Consider the following 14,445-nt stretch of genomic DNA (forward strand, 5'->3'; position numbering starts at 1 on the left):
TCTGTTCACGCTAGAACGCGTCGACCGGCATGGCCAGCGTGCTGGCCCCGCCCTGCAGGATTTCGCGGCGCAGCGCCTCGACCCGCGGCAGCAGATGGGCGCAATAGAACCGCGCGCCCGCCAGCTTGGCCGGGTAGAAGGCATCGACGTCCCCCTTGGCGATCCGGCGCCGGCAGGCCAGCGCGGCGCGCGCCATCTGCCACCCGCCGTGCGTGAGCCCCGCCAGCATCAGGTAGGGCACGCTGCCCGCGTAGACCTCGCGCACGTCGTCGCGATAGCGCTCGACCACGAAACGGACCACTTCCTCGTAGGCCTGGATGGCATCGGCCAACTGCGCGCGCAGCGCCGACAACTCCTGGTCGCCATCCAGCTCGGCCAGCGTCTCGCGCATGTGGCCGATGATGGCGGCGGCCACCGCGCCGCCGTCGCGCGCGGTCTTGCGCCCCACCAGGTCGTTGGCCTGGATCGCGGTCGTGCCTTCGTAGATCGACAGGATGCGGGCGTCGCGGTAGTACTGGGCGGCGCCGGTCTCCTCGATGAAGCCCATCCCGCCGTGCACCTGTATGCCCAGCGAGGCCACCTCCACCGCCATCTCGGTCGAAAAACCCTTGACGATGGGCACCATGTATTCGTAGAAGGCCTGGTTGCGCGCGCGCATCTGCGCATCGGGATGCCGGTGCGCGAAATCGTGCGCCCCGGCGGCCACGTAGGCCACGGCACGGGCGGCCTCGGTCAGCGTGCGCATGGTCAGCAGCATCCGCCGCACGTCCGGGTGATGGACGATGGCCACCGGCCCGGCGGAACCCTCGACCGCCCGGCTCTGCACGCGGTCCCTGGCATAGGCGACGGCATGCTGGCTGGCACGCTCGGCCACCGCGATGCCCTGCAAGCCGACGGCGAAACGCGCCGCGTTCATCATGATGAACATGGTTTCCAGGCCGCGGTTGGGCTCGCCCACCAGGTAGCCGATGGCGCCCGGGCCGACCTCGCCCTTGTCCTCGCCATACAGCAGCACGGCCGTGGGACTGGCCTTGATGCCCAGCTTGTGCTCGATCGAGGCGCACCAGACGTCATTGCGCTTGCCCAGCGACCCGTCGTCGTTCACCAGGAACTTGGGCACGACGAACAGCGACAGGCCCTTGACGCCCTCGGGCGCGTCGGCCAGCCGGGCCAGCACCATGTGCACGATGTTCCGTGCCATGTCGTGCTCGCCGTAGGTGATGAAGATCTTCTGCCCGTGCAACCGGTAGCTGCCGTCGGGCTGCGCGACGGCGCGCGTGCGCACCAGCGACAGGTCCGAACCGGCCTGCGGCTCGGTCAGGTTCATGGTCCCGGTCCAGGAACCATCGATCATCGACGGGATGAAGCGCCGCTTCTGCTCTTCGGTCCCGGCCGTCAGCAGCACCTCGATGGCGCCGTCGGTCAGCAAGGGACACAGCGCGAACGACAGGCAGGCGGCGTTCAGGTTTTCCATGCAGGGAGTGGCGACGACCTTGGGCAGGCCCTGCCCGCCGAAATCCACCGGATGCTGCAAGCCCTGCCAGCCCCCTTCGACGAAACTGCGGAATGCCTGGGCGAACCCCGGCGATGCGGTGACGGCGCCGTCGCGCCACGTGGGCGGCTGGAGATCGCCGTCACGGTTGAGCGGCGCGATCGCCTCCTGGAGCAGGCGTGCGTTCTCGTCCAGGATCGCGTCGACGACTTCCTGGCCGGCTTCCTCGCCACCGGGTAATTGATGGACCTTGTCCAGGCCGGCCAATTCGTTCAGCACGAATCGGATGTCCCGCAATGGAGCCACGTAAGCCATGCAAACCTCCGGTCAGTTGGTACCGAGGGCCGTGCGGCGGGCGGCGGCAAGACCGGCGGCCCGGCCCTGTTAGGGTGCGCCGCCGCCCCGCGCGGGCGCGGCGGCGTTGGCGCTTACAGCGCTTTCGTCAGCTCGGGCACGGCGGTGAACAGGTCCGCCACCAGGCCGTAGTCGGCCACGCCGAAGATCGGCGCCTCGGCGTCCTTGTTGATCGCCACGATCACCTTCGAGTCCTTCATGCCCGCCAGATGCTGGATAGCGCCGGAAATCCCCACCGCCACGTACAACTGCGGCGCGACGATCTTGCCGGTCTGGCCGACCTGCCAGTCGTTGGGCGCGTAGCCCGCGTCGACCGCGGCGCGCGAAGCGCCCATGGCCGCGCCCAGCTTGTCCGCCAGCGGTTCGAGCAGCTTGAAGTTCTCGGCGCTGCCCATCCCGCGCCCGCCCGACACCACGGCCTTGGCCGCGGTCAGCTCCGGACGGTCGCTCTTGGCGACCTCGCGCCCGACGAACGAGGACTTGCCGCCGTCGCCCACCGCGGCCAGGTTTTCCACCGCCGCCGAACCGCCCGTGGCCGCGGCCGCGTCGAAGGCCGTCGTGCGCACGGTGATCACCTTGACGGCATCGGCCGACTGCACCGTGGCAATCGCGTTGCCCGCGTAGATCGGACGCTCGAACGTGTCGGCCGAATCGATGCCGATGATGTCCGAGATCTGCGCCACGTCCAGCTTCGCCGCCACGCGCGGCGCGACGTTCTTGCCGTAAGCCGTGGCCGGGAAAAGGATGTGGCTGTAGCCCTGCGCCAGCGCCAGCACCTGCGCCGCCACGTTCTCGGCCAGGCCGTCGGCCAGCGAAGCGCCGTCGGCCGACAGCACCTTGGCCACGCCCGCCACCTGCGCGGCCGCCTGCGCCGCCCCGCCCACACCCGCGCCCGCGACCAGCACGTGCACGTCGCCGCCCAGGCGCTGCGCCGCTGCGATCGTGTTCAGCGTCGCCGCGCGCAGGTGCGCATTGTCATGTTCCGCTACGACCAGTATCGCCATCTTCACACCACCTTCGCTTCATTCTTGAGTTTGCCCACCAGCTCGGCCACGTCCGCCACCTTCACCCCGGCCTTGCGCGCCGGCGGTTCGGCCACCTTCAGCGTCTTGAGCCGCGGCGCCACGTCCACGCCCAGGTCTTCCGGCTTGACGGTTTCCAGCGGCTTCTTCTTGGCCTTCATGATGTTGGGCAGCGTCACGTAGCGCGGCTCGTTCAACCGCAGGTCCGTGGTCACGATGGCCGGCAGCGACAACGACAGCGTTTCCAGGCCGCCGTCCACTTCGCGCGTCACCGTCGCCTTGCCGTCGGCCACCTCGACCTTGCTCGCGAAGGTCGCCTGCGGCCAGTCCAGCAGCGCGGCCAGCATCTGACCCGTCTGGTTCGCGTCGTCGTCGATCGCCTGCTTGCCCAGGATCACCAGCTGCGGCTGTTCCTTGTCGACCAGCGCCTTCAGCAGCTTGGCCACCGCCAGCGGCTGGAGTTCTTCCTGCGTCTCGACCAGGATGGCTCGGTCCGCGCCGATGGCCATCGCCGTGCGCAGCGTCTCCTGGCACTGCGCGACACCGCACGACACCGCCAGGATCTCGCTGGCCACGCCCTTTTCCTTCAGGCGCGTCGCCTCTTCCACGGCGATCTCGTCGAACGGGTTCATCGACATTTTCACGTTCGCGATGTCCACGCCCGTCTGGTCCGACTTCACCCGGACCTTCACGTTGTAGTCCACCACTCGCTTGACTGGCACTAACACCTTCATTGTTTGCGACCTCGTTGTAGATAAACCGGCTACGCCTGGGTAACGGGCACGGGGGGGCGCGAAGAACCGGGCCCACTCGCGCCGCGGTCGCCCCGCCACAGGGAAACCTGTCGATTATAGGTAATCGACATTTTCCTCTCCCGGGCTTGGAATACGGGTAAATACGGACAGCGCGCGCATGGGGCTCAGATTCCCGCCAGCGCGCGTATGTGGGCCGTGGCGCTGCGCCCCAGCGCCGACAGGTTGTAACCGCCCTCCAGGCAGCTGACGACCCGCGCGCCGTGGCGCCCGGCCAGCGCCACGAGCTGCCCGGTGATCCACGCGAAATCCGACTCGACCAGGCCCATGCTGCCGAGATCGTCCTCGCGGTGCGCATCGAAGCCCGCCGACACCAGCACGAGCTGGGGCCGGAACTGCTCCAGCCTGGGCAGCCACCGGGCCGACACCAGTTCGCGTATCGCCGCGCCCTCGGTATAGGCGGGCACGGGCTGGTTCAGCATGTTGCCGGCCCACGGCGCGGTGCCGCTGAACGGATAGAACGGATGCTGGAAGAAGCCGCACATCAGCACGCGTTCGTCGCCGGCCAGCGCCGCCTCGGTGCCGTTGCCGTGGTGCACGTCGAAATCCACGATCGCGACGCGCGTCAATCCGTGGTGTGCGATGGCATGGCGCGCGGCGATCGCCACGTTGTTCAGGAAGCAGAAGCCCATGGCCTGGTCGGGGCAGGCATGATGGCCGGGCGGGCGCACCGCGCAGAACGCCGACTCGCCCTCGCCCGCCAGCACGGCATCGACGGCCGCGATCGCGGCGCCCGCTGCGTGCAGGGCCGCCGTGTAGGTATGGGGATTCATGCAGGTATCGGGATCGAGTTCGACGTAGCCGTGCGCCGGCGAACGCTCGACCAATGATTCCAGGTATTCGAAGGTATGCACGCGCAGCAGCGATTCCTGCGTGGCCTGCGGCGCTTCGCGCTCGACCAGGTGCGCCGCCACGCCCGAGGCGAGCAACTGGTCGGATATCGCGTCCAGCCGCGCCGGGCACTCGGGATGCCCTTCGCCCATCTCGTGTTGCCTGCACGCCGGGTGCGTGAAGTAAAGCGTAGCCATGGACTCCATTATGCGCCCGACTTGCATCGCGGCCGAACAGCCGGCAGCATCACGCTATCGATATCGCTTTTCCGGAAATCTTACGCGTGAATGCCACCCCCCGCTTTTCGACCGGGCCGCGCAGCGGTCCGATAGCCGCCGGCCTTGCCGCGCTGGCCCTGTGGGGCTGCGCCTCGTCCCCGCCTCCTGCCGCCGCGCCCATGCAGGGCGTCCCGGCCGCCCCCGACATGCAGGCCGCCCCGCGTGCCGGCGCCCCGGTCCCGCGGCCCGCGGCGCCGGCTCCTGCCGCGCCGGTGGCCGTCCCGGTTCCCGTGCCCGCTCCCTCCAGCCCCCTGTCGGCGGCCGAGGCAAGGCGCGCCTTCGTGGCCGACATGGCCGGCCGGGGCCTGGATGCCGCCCGGGTCGGCGCCCTGCTCGACCAGGCGAAATATTCGGAAACCGTCGCGCGGCTCGTGCTGCCGCCCTCCTCGCCCACCGTACGCAGCTGGCCCCGGTACCGCGCGCGCTTCATCGAAAGCCGCCGCATCAAGGAAGGCGTCGCGTTCCAGGAGGAACATGCGCAGGACCTGGCGCGGGCCGAAACCCGCTACGGCGTGCCCGCCTCCATCATCGTCAGCGTCATCGGCGTCGAAACCTTCTATGGCCGGGTCACCGGCAACTTCCGCATCATCGACGCGCTGACCACCCTGGCCTTCAACTATCCGGCCCAGGCCCGCAGCGACCGCAGCGCCTTCTTCCGCGAACAACTGGCGCAGTTCCTGATCTGGTGCCGGGAAACCGGCGCCGATCCGCTGGCCGTGAAGGGTTCGTACGCGGGCGCGATGGGCCTGCCGCAGTTCATGCCCGGCAGCCTGCGCCAGTTCGCCGTGGACGGCGATGGCGACGGCCGCATCGACCTGCTGGCCAGCCCCGCCGACGCCATCGCCTCGGTGGCCAACTTCCTGGTCGAACATGGATGGCAGCGCGGCCAGCCGGTGTTCCTGCCGGTCCGGCTACCCGGCGACCCGGCCGCGCTGGTCGATGGCGGACTCAAGCCCACGCTCAACTGGACCCAGTTGCAGGAGGCCGGCGCGCGGGCGCCCAAGGTGGCGGGGATGTCGGATGCGTGGATGGAATGGCCGCTGGCCGTCATCGACCTGTACGACGGCGCCACGGGCACGACCGAGTACCGCGTCGCCGCGCCCAACTTCTTCGCCCTGACCGAATACAACCGCAGCTATTTCTACGCCACTTCGGTCACCGACCTGGCCGTGGAACTGGAACGGCGCGGCCGGCTGGCGAACCGTGTCAGTCAGTTGAACACGCCGGTGGACAAGTAGCGGTCGCCACGGTCGCAGACGATGAAGACGATGGTGGCGTTGCTGACGGTCTCGGCCACGCGCAGCGCCGCCACCAGGGCTCCGGCGGATGAGATGCCGCCGAAGATGCCTTCTTCCGCGGCCAGCCGGCGGGCCATGTCCTCGGCCTCGGCCTGCGTGACGGACTCCTGGCTGTCCACCGCCGACGGATCGTAGATCTTGGGCAGGTAGGCCTCGGGCCACTTGCGGATGCCGGGGATCTGCGAGCCTTCGGCGGGCTGCGCGCCCACCACCTGGACCGCCGGATTGCGGCTCTTCAAATAGCGCGAGACGCCCACGATGGTTCCCGTGGTGCCCATGGCGCTGACGAAATGCGTGACCTGTCCGTCGGTGTCGCGCCAGATTTCCGGCCCGGTGGTCTCGACGTGGGCCAGGGGGTTGTCGGGATTGGCGAACTGGTCCAGTACCTTGCCCTTGCCCTCGGCCTGCATCTGCAAGGCCAGGTCGCGGGCGTACTCCATGCCCCCCTGCGAAGCCGGCGTCAGGATCAACTCCGCCCCGTAGGCCGTCATGGCCGCGCGGCGCTCTAGCGACAGGTTGTCCGGCATGATCAGGATCATGCGGTAGCCGCGTATGGCCGCCACCAGCGCCAGGGCGATGCCGGTGTTCCCGCTGGTTGCCTCGATCAGGGTATCGCCCGGCTTGATCTCGCCCCGGGACTCGGCCCGGGCGATCATGGACAGGGCCGGCCGGTCCTTGACCGAACCGGCCGGATTCGTGCCTTCCAGCTTCGCGAGGATGACGTTGCCGCGCGCGGCATTCCCTTCTCCGGGAATGCGCTGGAGGCGGACCAGGGGCGTGTTGCCGATGGTCTGTTCGATGGTGGGGTAGCTTCTCATGCGCCCCATCATAATCCAGCCGGCCCGGTTTGCTTCCCTTTCCCCTTACTGCCTGGAGGCATATTGACCAGGATGGACGGCCCCTCGCGGCCGGCCGGGCCGATGGACAAGCCGGCGGCGCGCAGCCCCTGGAGGCGCTTCGTGCCGAGCCCGCGCACGCGCCCGGCCAGGTCTTCGAACGACGAGAACGGACCGCCGCGGCGCCGCTCCTGGACGATGCTGGCAGCGGTCCTGGCGCCGATGCCGCGTATGGCTTCCAGCTGGGCGGACGTGGCGGTGTTCGCGTCCACGCTGGCGGCATGCGCGCCGCCGAGCGCGGCCAGCCCGAGACCGGCGGCAACCGCCAGCCGCCCCGCGCAAAGCCGGGCCCCCCGCAGGCGATGGGGTCTGGGGTCGGGCTGGGCGCGCGTGGGATCGAGAAAGGGATTCATGGCTAGGCTCCGTTGAAAGTTGCCGGCGACCGGTCCGGCCGCCGCGACACCGTTCGGCGTCATCGCAAGCTTGCTCCTGGAGCCGCCCGGAAAACGGGCGCCAACGACCCGCTGTCCAAGGGGGGAAATGCGTAGGAAAGCCGAGGCGCCCCTACTTCGACATGCCGCGCAGCTCGCGGATGTATTCGGAAACGCCGGTCTGCACGTCGCGCATCGGCGCGGTGAAGCCGGCCGCGCGCAGCTGCGTGGTGTCGGCCTGGGTGTAGCTCTGGTAGCGGCCCTTGAGGTCCTCGGGGAATTCGATGTAGCGCAGCAGCCCCTGCGCCGCCAGGTCGGCCAGCGGCAGCGGCGCCTCGCCGCGTTCCTCGCGCAGCGTGTTGACCACCGCGGCCGCCACGTCGTTGAAGGGCTGGGCGCGGCCGGTCCCGCAGTTGTAGACCCCGGACACCGGACGGCCCAGGAAATGCAGGTTCACTGCCACCACGTCGTGGACCGAGATGAAATCCCGCTGCTGCTGTCCATCGCCATAGCCGTCCCAGCCGCCGAACAGGCGCACGTGGCCTTCCTTCAGGAACTGGTTCATGTTGTGGAAGGCGACCGAGGCCATCCTGCCCTTGTGCTGTTCGCGCGGGCCATAGACGTTGAAATAGCGCAGCCCCACCACCGGCGCGGTCAGCGCGCCCAGGCGGCGGCGCAGGACCTGGTCGAACAGGAACTTCGAATAGCCGTAGACGTTCAGCGGCTTCTCGTTGCGCAGGTCCTCGGCATAGACCGGGCCCGCGCCGTATACGGCGGCCGACGAGGCGTACAGGAAGGGAATCCGTTCGCGCTGGGCATACTCGAAAAGCTCCAGCGTGACGCGGTAGTTGTTGTCCATCATGTACTGGCCGTTGCGCTCGGTGGTGTCCGAACACGCGCCCTGGTGCAGGATGGCATCCACCTTGGGCAGGGACCCGTCCGCCACGCGGCGGCGGAAATCGTTCTTGTCCAGGTAGTCGGCGATCTCGCCGTCGACCAGGTTCACGAACTTGTCGCCTTCGAGCAGGTCGTCGACCGCGATGATGTCGCGCTCGCCGCTGGCGTTCAGGCCCTTGACCAGGTTGCTGCCGATGAAGCCTGCGGCTCCCGTTACGATGATCATGGCAAATTCCTCAATCTAGATCGCCAGGCCGGCGCGCAATTCGTCCGGCGTCACGATCGATGTTCCCAGCTTGCCGACGACGATGCCGCCCGCCAGGTTGGCCCATCTCATGGCCGCATGCAGGTCCAGTCCCGCCGCGCGCATGACGGCCAGCGTGGCGATCACGGTATCGCCGGCACCCGACACGTCGAACACCTCGCGCGCCAGCGCCTCGACGTGGTCGCGCCCCTCGGCCGTGAAAAGCGTCATGCCCAGTTCGGAACGCGTCACCAGCAAGGCCTCCAGGTCCAGCGCCTGGCGCAGGTGCTGGGCACGCTCGGCCAGTTGCGCCTCGTCGCGCCAGCGGCCCACGGCCTCGCGCATCTCGGACTGGTTGGGCGTGACCAGCGTGGCGCCGCGATAGCGGCCGTAGTCGTCGCCCTTGGGATCGACCAGCACGACGCAGCCGCGCGCGCGGGCCAGCGCGATCAGGTCCTGCACCTGGTCCAGCACGCCCTTGGCGTAGTCGGACAGCACGATCACGTCGTGGTCGGCGATGTGCACCGCCACCCGCGCCGCCAGGTCGGCCAGCACGCCCGGCGAAGGCGGCTGCTCGAAGTCCACGCGCAGCAGTTGCTGCTGGCGTCCCAACACGCGCATCTTCATCGTGGTCGGCACCGACGGATCCGCGACCAGATCCGCGCGCACACCCTCGTCCTCGCACAGCCGCGCGATGGCGCGCCCCGAATCGTCGTCGCCCACCACGCCCACCAGCGTCACGTGCGCCCCCAGCGTCGCCGCGTTGCGCGCCACGTTCGCCGCCCCGCCCAGCCTATCCTCGCTGCGCGACACATGCACCACCGGCACCGGCGCCTCGGGAGAAATGCGATGCACCTCGCCGAACCAATACCGGTCCAGCATCACATCCCCCACCACCAACACCCGCGCCGCCGCGCGCTGCTCATCCGAGGGAAACACCCCCAACGCCGACGCGCTCATGCGTTACTCCCACACGGAATACGAGCCTCATGTTGCATTCAATTCTTCCAATCGTTTGGGCGCATAAGTTTCCCAGGCGTTGCAGCCCGGGCATTGCCAATGGAACCGCTTGGCCTTGAAACCGCACGCCTGGCAGGCGTAGCGGTCCAGGCGCTGGGTATGCTTGTGTATCAGGCTGCGCATCAGCACGGCATCGTCCGCGGGCGTCCACGGCGAGGCGGCATCGGCCTGCGGATTGTTCAGCGTCACCACGTTCGCGGCGGCCTGCTGCCCCGGCTCGACCTGCGCCGCCTTCTCGCCCGCCACCTGCGCTTCCAGCAGCCGGTCCAGTCCGAGCAGCGACGGATTGCGCTGCAAGGCGCCGCGCGCGAAGTTCCAGGCCTGCGCCAGGCCGCGCTGCCGGCGCAGCGCCTGGAAGATGGCGTCGAACAGATCCAGCGAGGGATGGCGCGCGTAGTGCGCCTCGAGCTTCTCCAGCCCCTCGTTGGCCGTCCCGCGCGCTTCGTGGTTGGCAAGGAACTGCTCGGCCACCAGCCCCGCATATTCGGGATGCGCGGACAGCACGGACTCCAGGTGCAGGCGCTGCGCCCGCAGGTCGCCTTCGCGCCTGGCCAGGTCGGCACGCATCATGGCGATGCGCACATGGGGGGCCGCGCCGCCGCCCTGCTGGGCCTGGACCGAGGCATGCGTGGCCGCGTCCAGCGCCGCATGGGCCGCATCGGTGTTGCCGGCGGCCAGCGCGGCCGCCGCTTCCTCGCAATGGAAATGCACGGCCTGCGGCACCGGTTCGTCGATCAACCCTTGCAGGGCCTGAACGGCCTGGATGGCGTGCGGCCAATCGCGCTCGGTCTCGTGGATGCGGATCAGCGCGCGCAGCGCGTCGGGCGCGAATCGCGTTCCCTTCAACTGGTCGAAGGCCGCCTCGGCCCGGTCCAGCATGCCGGCGCGCAGATAGTCCTGGGCCAGCTCGTGCAGGGCCTGCTCACGCTGGTTGTCCGGCAGGTCGGCGCGCTGCAGCAGGTTCTGGTGCACCCGTATGGCGCGCTCGATCTCGCCGCGGCGCCGGAACAGGCTGCCCAGGGCGAAGTGCAGCTCGGTGGTCTCGGGGTCGAGCTTGGCCACTTCGATGAAGGCATCGATGGCGCGGTCGTGCTGCTCGTTCAGCAGGAAATTCAGTCCGCGAAAATAGGAATCGGGCACGCTGCGATGCTCGGACAGCATCTGCCGGATGTCCACGCGCGCGGCCACCCAGCCCAGCCCGAACAACAGGGGGACGGCGATCAGCCACCAGGGTTCGAAATCCACAGCGGTCCCTTACAACGGCGTCACGGGCAGGATGGCGTCGGGCGACGGCGGCGCATCCGCGGCCAAGCCGCCCTTGGCCACGGCCCGCGCCTGGTCCAGCTCGCGCCGCAGCGAGGCGATCTCGCGCCGGCGGCGCATCACGCCCGGCACGGTCAGCAACAGGCCGAATACCGCGCCCACCACGAAGCTGGCCAGCATGACGACGATCAGCGGCACTTCGCTGATCAGGTGATCGGCGAAGAAATAGACGTTCACCCGGTCGGTATTCTTGAGCGCGAACAGCAGGACCACGACGAATATGACCAGTCTCAGCGCCCAGACGAGATATCGCATGGTTATGCTCCAGGTGGAAAATGGGGTATCCCGCGATTGTAAATGACCCTACCTCCGCACGCTTCCGGCACGGGCCGGCCAATACTGCCCGGCCAATAAACTCATAAATTCATGCAAGAAGAATCGTAGGCGCGCTCAACCTGCAAATATAGACTGGCCCGCTCGCATGAACCAGCGCCGCGCCCGCGGGCCCATCCATGAACCACCCAGCAACGACAGAAACACGGCACGAGGCACGTGAAATCGGCCGCATCGATCCGCAGCGGCTGGCATCGCTGCTCCAGGACAGGAAAGAACTGGCCCTGGTCGACGTCCGGGAAACCGGCGCGTTCGCCCGGCGACACATTCTCTATGCGGTTTCCGTGCCGCTATGGCGCCTGGAACTGCTGATCCGGCGGAAAGTGCCGCGCAAGCAGACCCGCATCGTCGTCACGGATGACCACGGCCTGCTCGCGAAGGAAGCCGCCGGGCTGCTCGACCGGCTCGGCTATTCGGACATCGCCATTCTCGAGGGCGGGATCGCCGCCTGGGAAGACGCGGGCCTCGAGGTATTCAGCGGCGAAAACGTCCCGAGCAAGGCATTCGGCGAAATCGTCGAAGTCGAAGCGAACACGCCGCACATCAGCGCCCGCCAGTTGCATGACCGCATCCAGGCCGGAGAAAACCTGGTCATCGTCGACGGCCGCACGCCCGAAGAGTTTTTCAATTTCAGCATTCCCGGCGCCCACAACCTGCCGAACGCGGAACTGCCGTACCGCATCCGCGAACTGGCGCCCGACCCCACGACACCGATCGTCGTCAATTGCGCGGGCCGCACCCGCAGCATCATCGGCGCGCAAACCCTCATCGACGCCGGCGTTCCCAATCCCGTCGTCTCGCTGCAGGACGGCACCATGGCGTGGCTGCTCGACGGCCATGCGCTGGCACATGGAAAACGCGGGATCCTGCCCGAACCGTCCCCGGAACATCTCCGGCAGGCGCAGGACCATGCCCAACGGCTGCGGGAACGGACCGGCGTTTCCTACATCGACGGCAGGACGCTCGAACAATGGCGCAACGCCCCGGACAGAAGCACTTTCCTGTTCGACATCCGCACCAGGGAAGAGTATCGCGCGGGCCATCTGGCGGGCTGGCGCTGGGCGCCGGGGGGGCAGCTGGTCCAGGCCACGGACGAGTACATCGGCACACTGGGCGCACGCGTCGTGATCGCCGACTGGGACGGCGTGCGCGCGGCCACCGTCGCCGCCTGGCTGGTCCAGCTGGGCCGGTATGACGTCCACCTGTACCTGCCGGAACATCCGGCACAGCTGGAAACGGGCGACGAACCGGCATACCTGCTCAGGGACCCCGGCACGGGCCCTTCGGCATGGATTTCCCTGGAGGAAGTGGCGCGGGCACAGGAACGGGGCGACATCGCCGTGGTCGATGTCGATTCCGCCCGGCACTATGCGAAAAAGCACATTCCATCGGCCTACTACATCGTCGCCGAACGCATCGAGCACTTCGCGCCACGACTGCTTTCGGGCGGCAAGACCCTGGTCATCACCTCCTCCGACGGCATCCTTGCCGATCTCGTCGCGCGCAGGCTCCAGACCCGGGGCCTGGCGGCCAGGGCGTTGCTCGGCGGCAATCGCGCCTGGTTCGAAGCGGGCCTGCCCGCCGAAAGCGGCGCCGAGAACAACCTGAGCGGCGAAGAATACGCATGGTTCAACGCCTATGACCACGCCGACATTTCCGTGCGCAACGAGAAATTCAAGGAATACCTCGATTGGGAGGTCGGACTGGTCGAGCAATTGAAACGCAAAGGCGCCGAGACCCCGTTTACCGTGCTCGGCGCACAAACCGTCCGATAAGCCCCTGATTGGAGTTTCCAATGAAACGCCGTGAATTTCTAGGCGCCGCCGGGATGGCGACCGCGTCGTCCCTGTTCGGCATCCCCTTGTCCGGCCATGCGCAATCCGCGGATGGATTCCCTGCGAAGAATCTGCGCATTCTCGTATCCGCATCGCCCGGCGGCAGTGCCGACAAACTCGCCCGGACGATCGGACAGAAGCTCGATGCGGTCTGGGGCACCCGCACGCTCGTCGAGAACCAGCCGGGCGGCGGCGGGTCCATTGCCACCAACACCGTCGCAAAGGCGAGACCCGACGGCTATACGCTGCTGCTCGGCGGCGACGGGCTGTCCATCGATGCCATCCAGCAAACCAGGCCATTGCCGTACGACCCGCAAAAAGACCTGACCGGCGTCATCAAGGCCGTGGTCAACCCGCTACTCATCATGGTCAGGCCGAATCTCGGCGTCAACAACATCCAGGAGTACCTGCAGTTCCTGAAGGCCAACGAAGGCAAGACGTCCCTGGCCCTTTCCGGCGCCAAGAACAGCCACCAGCACCTGGCGGTCGAACTGCTGTCCCAATTGACCGGCGTGAAGATCAACGTGATTCCGTCCCTGGGTGGCGGCCCCGCCATGCTGGACGTGATTGGCGGGCACATCGATGCGCAGATCATTACCCTGGCGGCCGCGACGGAAAACGTTCGCGCCGGGAAACTGAAAGGACTGGCGGTCACCACGCCGTTCCGCTCCAAGGCCTTGCCGGACATCCCCACGCTTCAGGAGGCCGGCATCAAGGGCTACGCCTTCCAAAGCTGGCAGGGCCTGGTTGCGCCCGCCGGCACACCGGCCCCCATCATCCAGAAAATCTACGGCGAAGTTGCCGGCATCCTGCAGAAACCGGAAAACAGGAACGCGCTGGAAGACCTGGGCTTCATCGTAACGGCATCCAACCCGGCTGACGTCAACCAGACCATTGCGAATGACAGCAAGCTGTATGCCGAAGTCGCCCGCAAGGCAGGCCTGAAACTGTAGGAAGCGAACGTGGCGCCTTCATTCATAAGAAACCAGCCAGACTTCGTACTGGGCTTGCTGTACATCCTGGCCGGCGGCGGCTTCGCCGCCGCGGCCAGCCGATATGACATGGGCACGCTGGCCTACATGGGTCCGGGCTACTTCCCGTTCATGCTTGGCACTCTGCTGGCGGCCATCGGCGCCTGGATCGTTCTGCGCGCCATATTGGTCCGGGGCGTGCGGGTCAGGCTCGCGCCCTGGAACCTGCGCTCGCTGCTCTGGATGGTCGGATCGATCATCATGTTCGGTCTCGCGCTGCAGCCGCTGGGGCTGGTCGTCGCCTTGGTGCTGCTGGTCATACTGGCCAGCCTGGCCAGCCACGAATTCACCTGGAAGACCACGCTCGTCAATGCCACCGTCATGGTCGTGCTCAATGTGGGCGGCTTCGTCTACGGGCTTTCCATTCCCTTCCCCGTGCTGCCCCAGATCGCCGCCTTCCCGCTCTAG

Annotated in this window: 14 protein-coding genes; 4 read left to right on the plus strand and 10 right to left on the minus strand. The window is 67.8% G+C overall.

Annotated elements, in window-relative coordinates; all coding sequences use genetic code 11:
• Window positions 1–10: 10 nt before the first annotated feature.
• The 4 genes from EV675_RS22340 to EV675_RS22355 form a co-directional block, all read right to left on the minus strand.
• Window positions 11–1,807, minus strand: coding sequence for an acyl-CoA dehydrogenase (locus EV675_RS22340; RefSeq protein ID WP_130359908.1), 1,797 nt, complete (start codon window positions 1,805–1,807; stop codon window positions 11–13).
• A 113-nt stretch (window positions 1,808–1,920) separates the two neighbouring features.
• Window positions 1,921–2,850: an electron transfer flavoprotein subunit alpha/FixB family protein gene (locus tag EV675_RS22345; RefSeq protein WP_130359910.1), complete on the minus strand. Its 930-nt coding sequence runs from the start codon at window positions 2,848–2,850 to the stop codon at window positions 1,921–1,923.
• A gap of 2 nt (window positions 2,851–2,852) precedes the next feature.
• Window positions 2,853–3,602 carry an electron transfer flavoprotein subunit beta/FixA family protein gene (locus tag EV675_RS22350; RefSeq protein WP_130359912.1) on the minus strand — a complete coding sequence of 250 codons (750 nt, stop codon included), beginning with the start codon at window positions 3,600–3,602 and terminating at the stop codon, window positions 2,853–2,855.
• Window positions 3,603–3,787: 185 nt separating this feature from the next.
• Window positions 3,788–4,708, minus strand: a complete 921-nt coding sequence (locus tag EV675_RS22355) for a histone deacetylase family protein (protein WP_130359914.1) — start codon at window positions 4,706–4,708, stop codon at window positions 3,788–3,790.
• Between the two features lie 86 nt (window positions 4,709–4,794).
• Here EV675_RS22355 and mltB point away from each other — a divergent pair, with 86 nt between their 5' ends.
• On the plus strand, window positions 4,795–6,027 hold the full coding sequence (gene mltB / locus EV675_RS22360) for a lytic murein transglycosylase B (protein ID WP_242621544.1): 1,233 nt from the start codon (window positions 4,795–4,797) through the stop codon (window positions 6,025–6,027).
• Here the strand turns inward: mltB and cysM are convergent.
• From cysM to EV675_RS22390, 6 genes are all read right to left on the minus strand, one after another.
• Complete coding sequence (cysM, locus tag EV675_RS22365; protein WP_130359916.1) at window positions 6,000–6,905, minus strand: cysteine synthase CysM; 906 nt, start codon at window positions 6,903–6,905, stop codon at window positions 6,000–6,002. The genes mltB and cysM overlap by 28 nt on opposite strands.
• An 8-nt stretch (window positions 6,906–6,913) precedes the next feature.
• Entirely contained in the window at window positions 6,914–7,336 is a 423-nt protein-coding gene (locus EV675_RS22370) for a ComEA family DNA-binding protein (RefSeq protein ID WP_165404709.1), read from the minus strand.
• Between the two features lie 151 nt (window positions 7,337–7,487).
• Window positions 7,488–8,477: an ADP-glyceromanno-heptose 6-epimerase gene (gene rfaD / locus EV675_RS22375; protein WP_130359920.1), complete on the minus strand. Its 990-nt coding sequence runs from the start codon at window positions 8,475–8,477 to the stop codon at window positions 7,488–7,490.
• A gap of 15 nt (window positions 8,478–8,492) precedes the next feature.
• Window positions 8,493–9,455, minus strand: a complete 963-nt coding sequence (gene rfaE1, locus EV675_RS22380) for a D-glycero-beta-D-manno-heptose-7-phosphate kinase (RefSeq protein ID WP_165404710.1) — start codon at window positions 9,453–9,455, stop codon at window positions 8,493–8,495.
• 27 nt (window positions 9,456–9,482) lie between these two features.
• Entirely contained in the window at window positions 9,483–10,760 is a 1,278-nt protein-coding gene (lapB, locus tag EV675_RS22385) for a lipopolysaccharide assembly protein LapB (RefSeq protein WP_130359922.1), read from the minus strand.
• 9 nt (window positions 10,761–10,769) lie between these two features.
• A complete protein-coding gene (locus tag EV675_RS22390) occupies window positions 10,770–11,093 on the minus strand; it encodes a LapA family protein (RefSeq protein WP_130359924.1) in 324 nt (107 codons plus the stop codon).
• A gap of 197 nt (window positions 11,094–11,290) precedes the next feature.
• Between EV675_RS22390 and EV675_RS22395 the strand changes: the two genes are divergently transcribed.
• From EV675_RS22395 to EV675_RS22405, 3 genes are read left to right on the plus strand one after another with little or no spacing between them, the layout of a single operon-like run.
• On the plus strand, window positions 11,291–12,946 hold the full coding sequence (locus EV675_RS22395; RefSeq protein ID WP_130359926.1) for a rhodanese-like domain-containing protein: 1,656 nt from the start codon (window positions 11,291–11,293) through the stop codon (window positions 12,944–12,946).
• Between the two features lie 20 nt (window positions 12,947–12,966).
• Window positions 12,967–13,959 (plus strand): Bug family tripartite tricarboxylate transporter substrate binding protein, encoded by a 993-nt coding sequence (locus EV675_RS22400; RefSeq protein WP_242621545.1) that lies wholly within the window; start codon window positions 12,967–12,969, stop codon window positions 13,957–13,959.
• 9 nt (window positions 13,960–13,968) lie between these two features.
• Complete coding sequence (locus tag EV675_RS22405; RefSeq protein WP_130359928.1) at window positions 13,969–14,445, plus strand: tripartite tricarboxylate transporter TctB family protein; 477 nt, start codon at window positions 13,969–13,971, stop codon at window positions 14,443–14,445.

Origin of the sequence: Pigmentiphaga kullae (genome assembly GCF_004216695.1) — a bacterium.
Taxonomy (GTDB): Bacteria; Pseudomonadota; Gammaproteobacteria; order Burkholderiales; family Burkholderiaceae_B; genus Pigmentiphaga; species Pigmentiphaga kullae.

Excerpts from the sequence above, each read along its gene's own strand:
- EV675_RS22395 (WP_130359926.1), top strand. The coding sequence starts at position 11,291 with ATGAACCACCCAGCAACGACAGAAACACGGCACGAGGCACGTGAAATC.
- EV675_RS22340 (WP_130359908.1), bottom strand. The coding sequence starts at position 1,807 with ATGGCTTACGTGGCTCCATTGCGGGACATCCGATTCGTGCTGAACGAA.
- cysM (WP_130359916.1), bottom strand. The coding sequence starts at position 6,905 with ATGAGAAGCTACCCCACCATCGAACAGACCATCGGCAACACGCCCCTG.
- EV675_RS22355 (WP_130359914.1), bottom strand. The coding sequence starts at position 4,708 with ATGGCTACGCTTTACTTCACGCACCCGGCGTGCAGGCAACACGAGATG.
- EV675_RS22400 (WP_242621545.1), top strand. The coding sequence starts at position 12,967 with ATGAAACGCCGTGAATTTCTAGGCGCCGCCGGGATGGCGACCGCGTCG.
- EV675_RS22390 (WP_130359924.1), bottom strand. The coding sequence starts at position 11,093 with ATGCGATATCTCGTCTGGGCGCTGAGACTGGTCATATTCGTCGTGGTC.
- EV675_RS22370 (WP_165404709.1), bottom strand. The coding sequence starts at position 7,336 with ATGAATCCCTTTCTCGATCCCACGCGCGCCCAGCCCGACCCCAGACCC.
- EV675_RS22350 (WP_130359912.1), bottom strand. The coding sequence starts at position 3,602 with ATGAAGGTGTTAGTGCCAGTCAAGCGAGTGGTGGACTACAACGTGAAG.
- rfaD (WP_130359920.1), bottom strand. The coding sequence starts at position 8,477 with ATGATCATCGTAACGGGAGCCGCAGGCTTCATCGGCAGCAACCTGGTC.
- rfaE1 (WP_165404710.1), bottom strand. The coding sequence starts at position 9,455 with ATGAGCGCGTCGGCGTTGGGGGTGTTTCCCTCGGATGAGCAGCGCGCG.
- EV675_RS22345 (WP_130359910.1), bottom strand. The coding sequence starts at position 2,850 with ATGGCGATACTGGTCGTAGCGGAACATGACAATGCGCACCTGCGCGCG.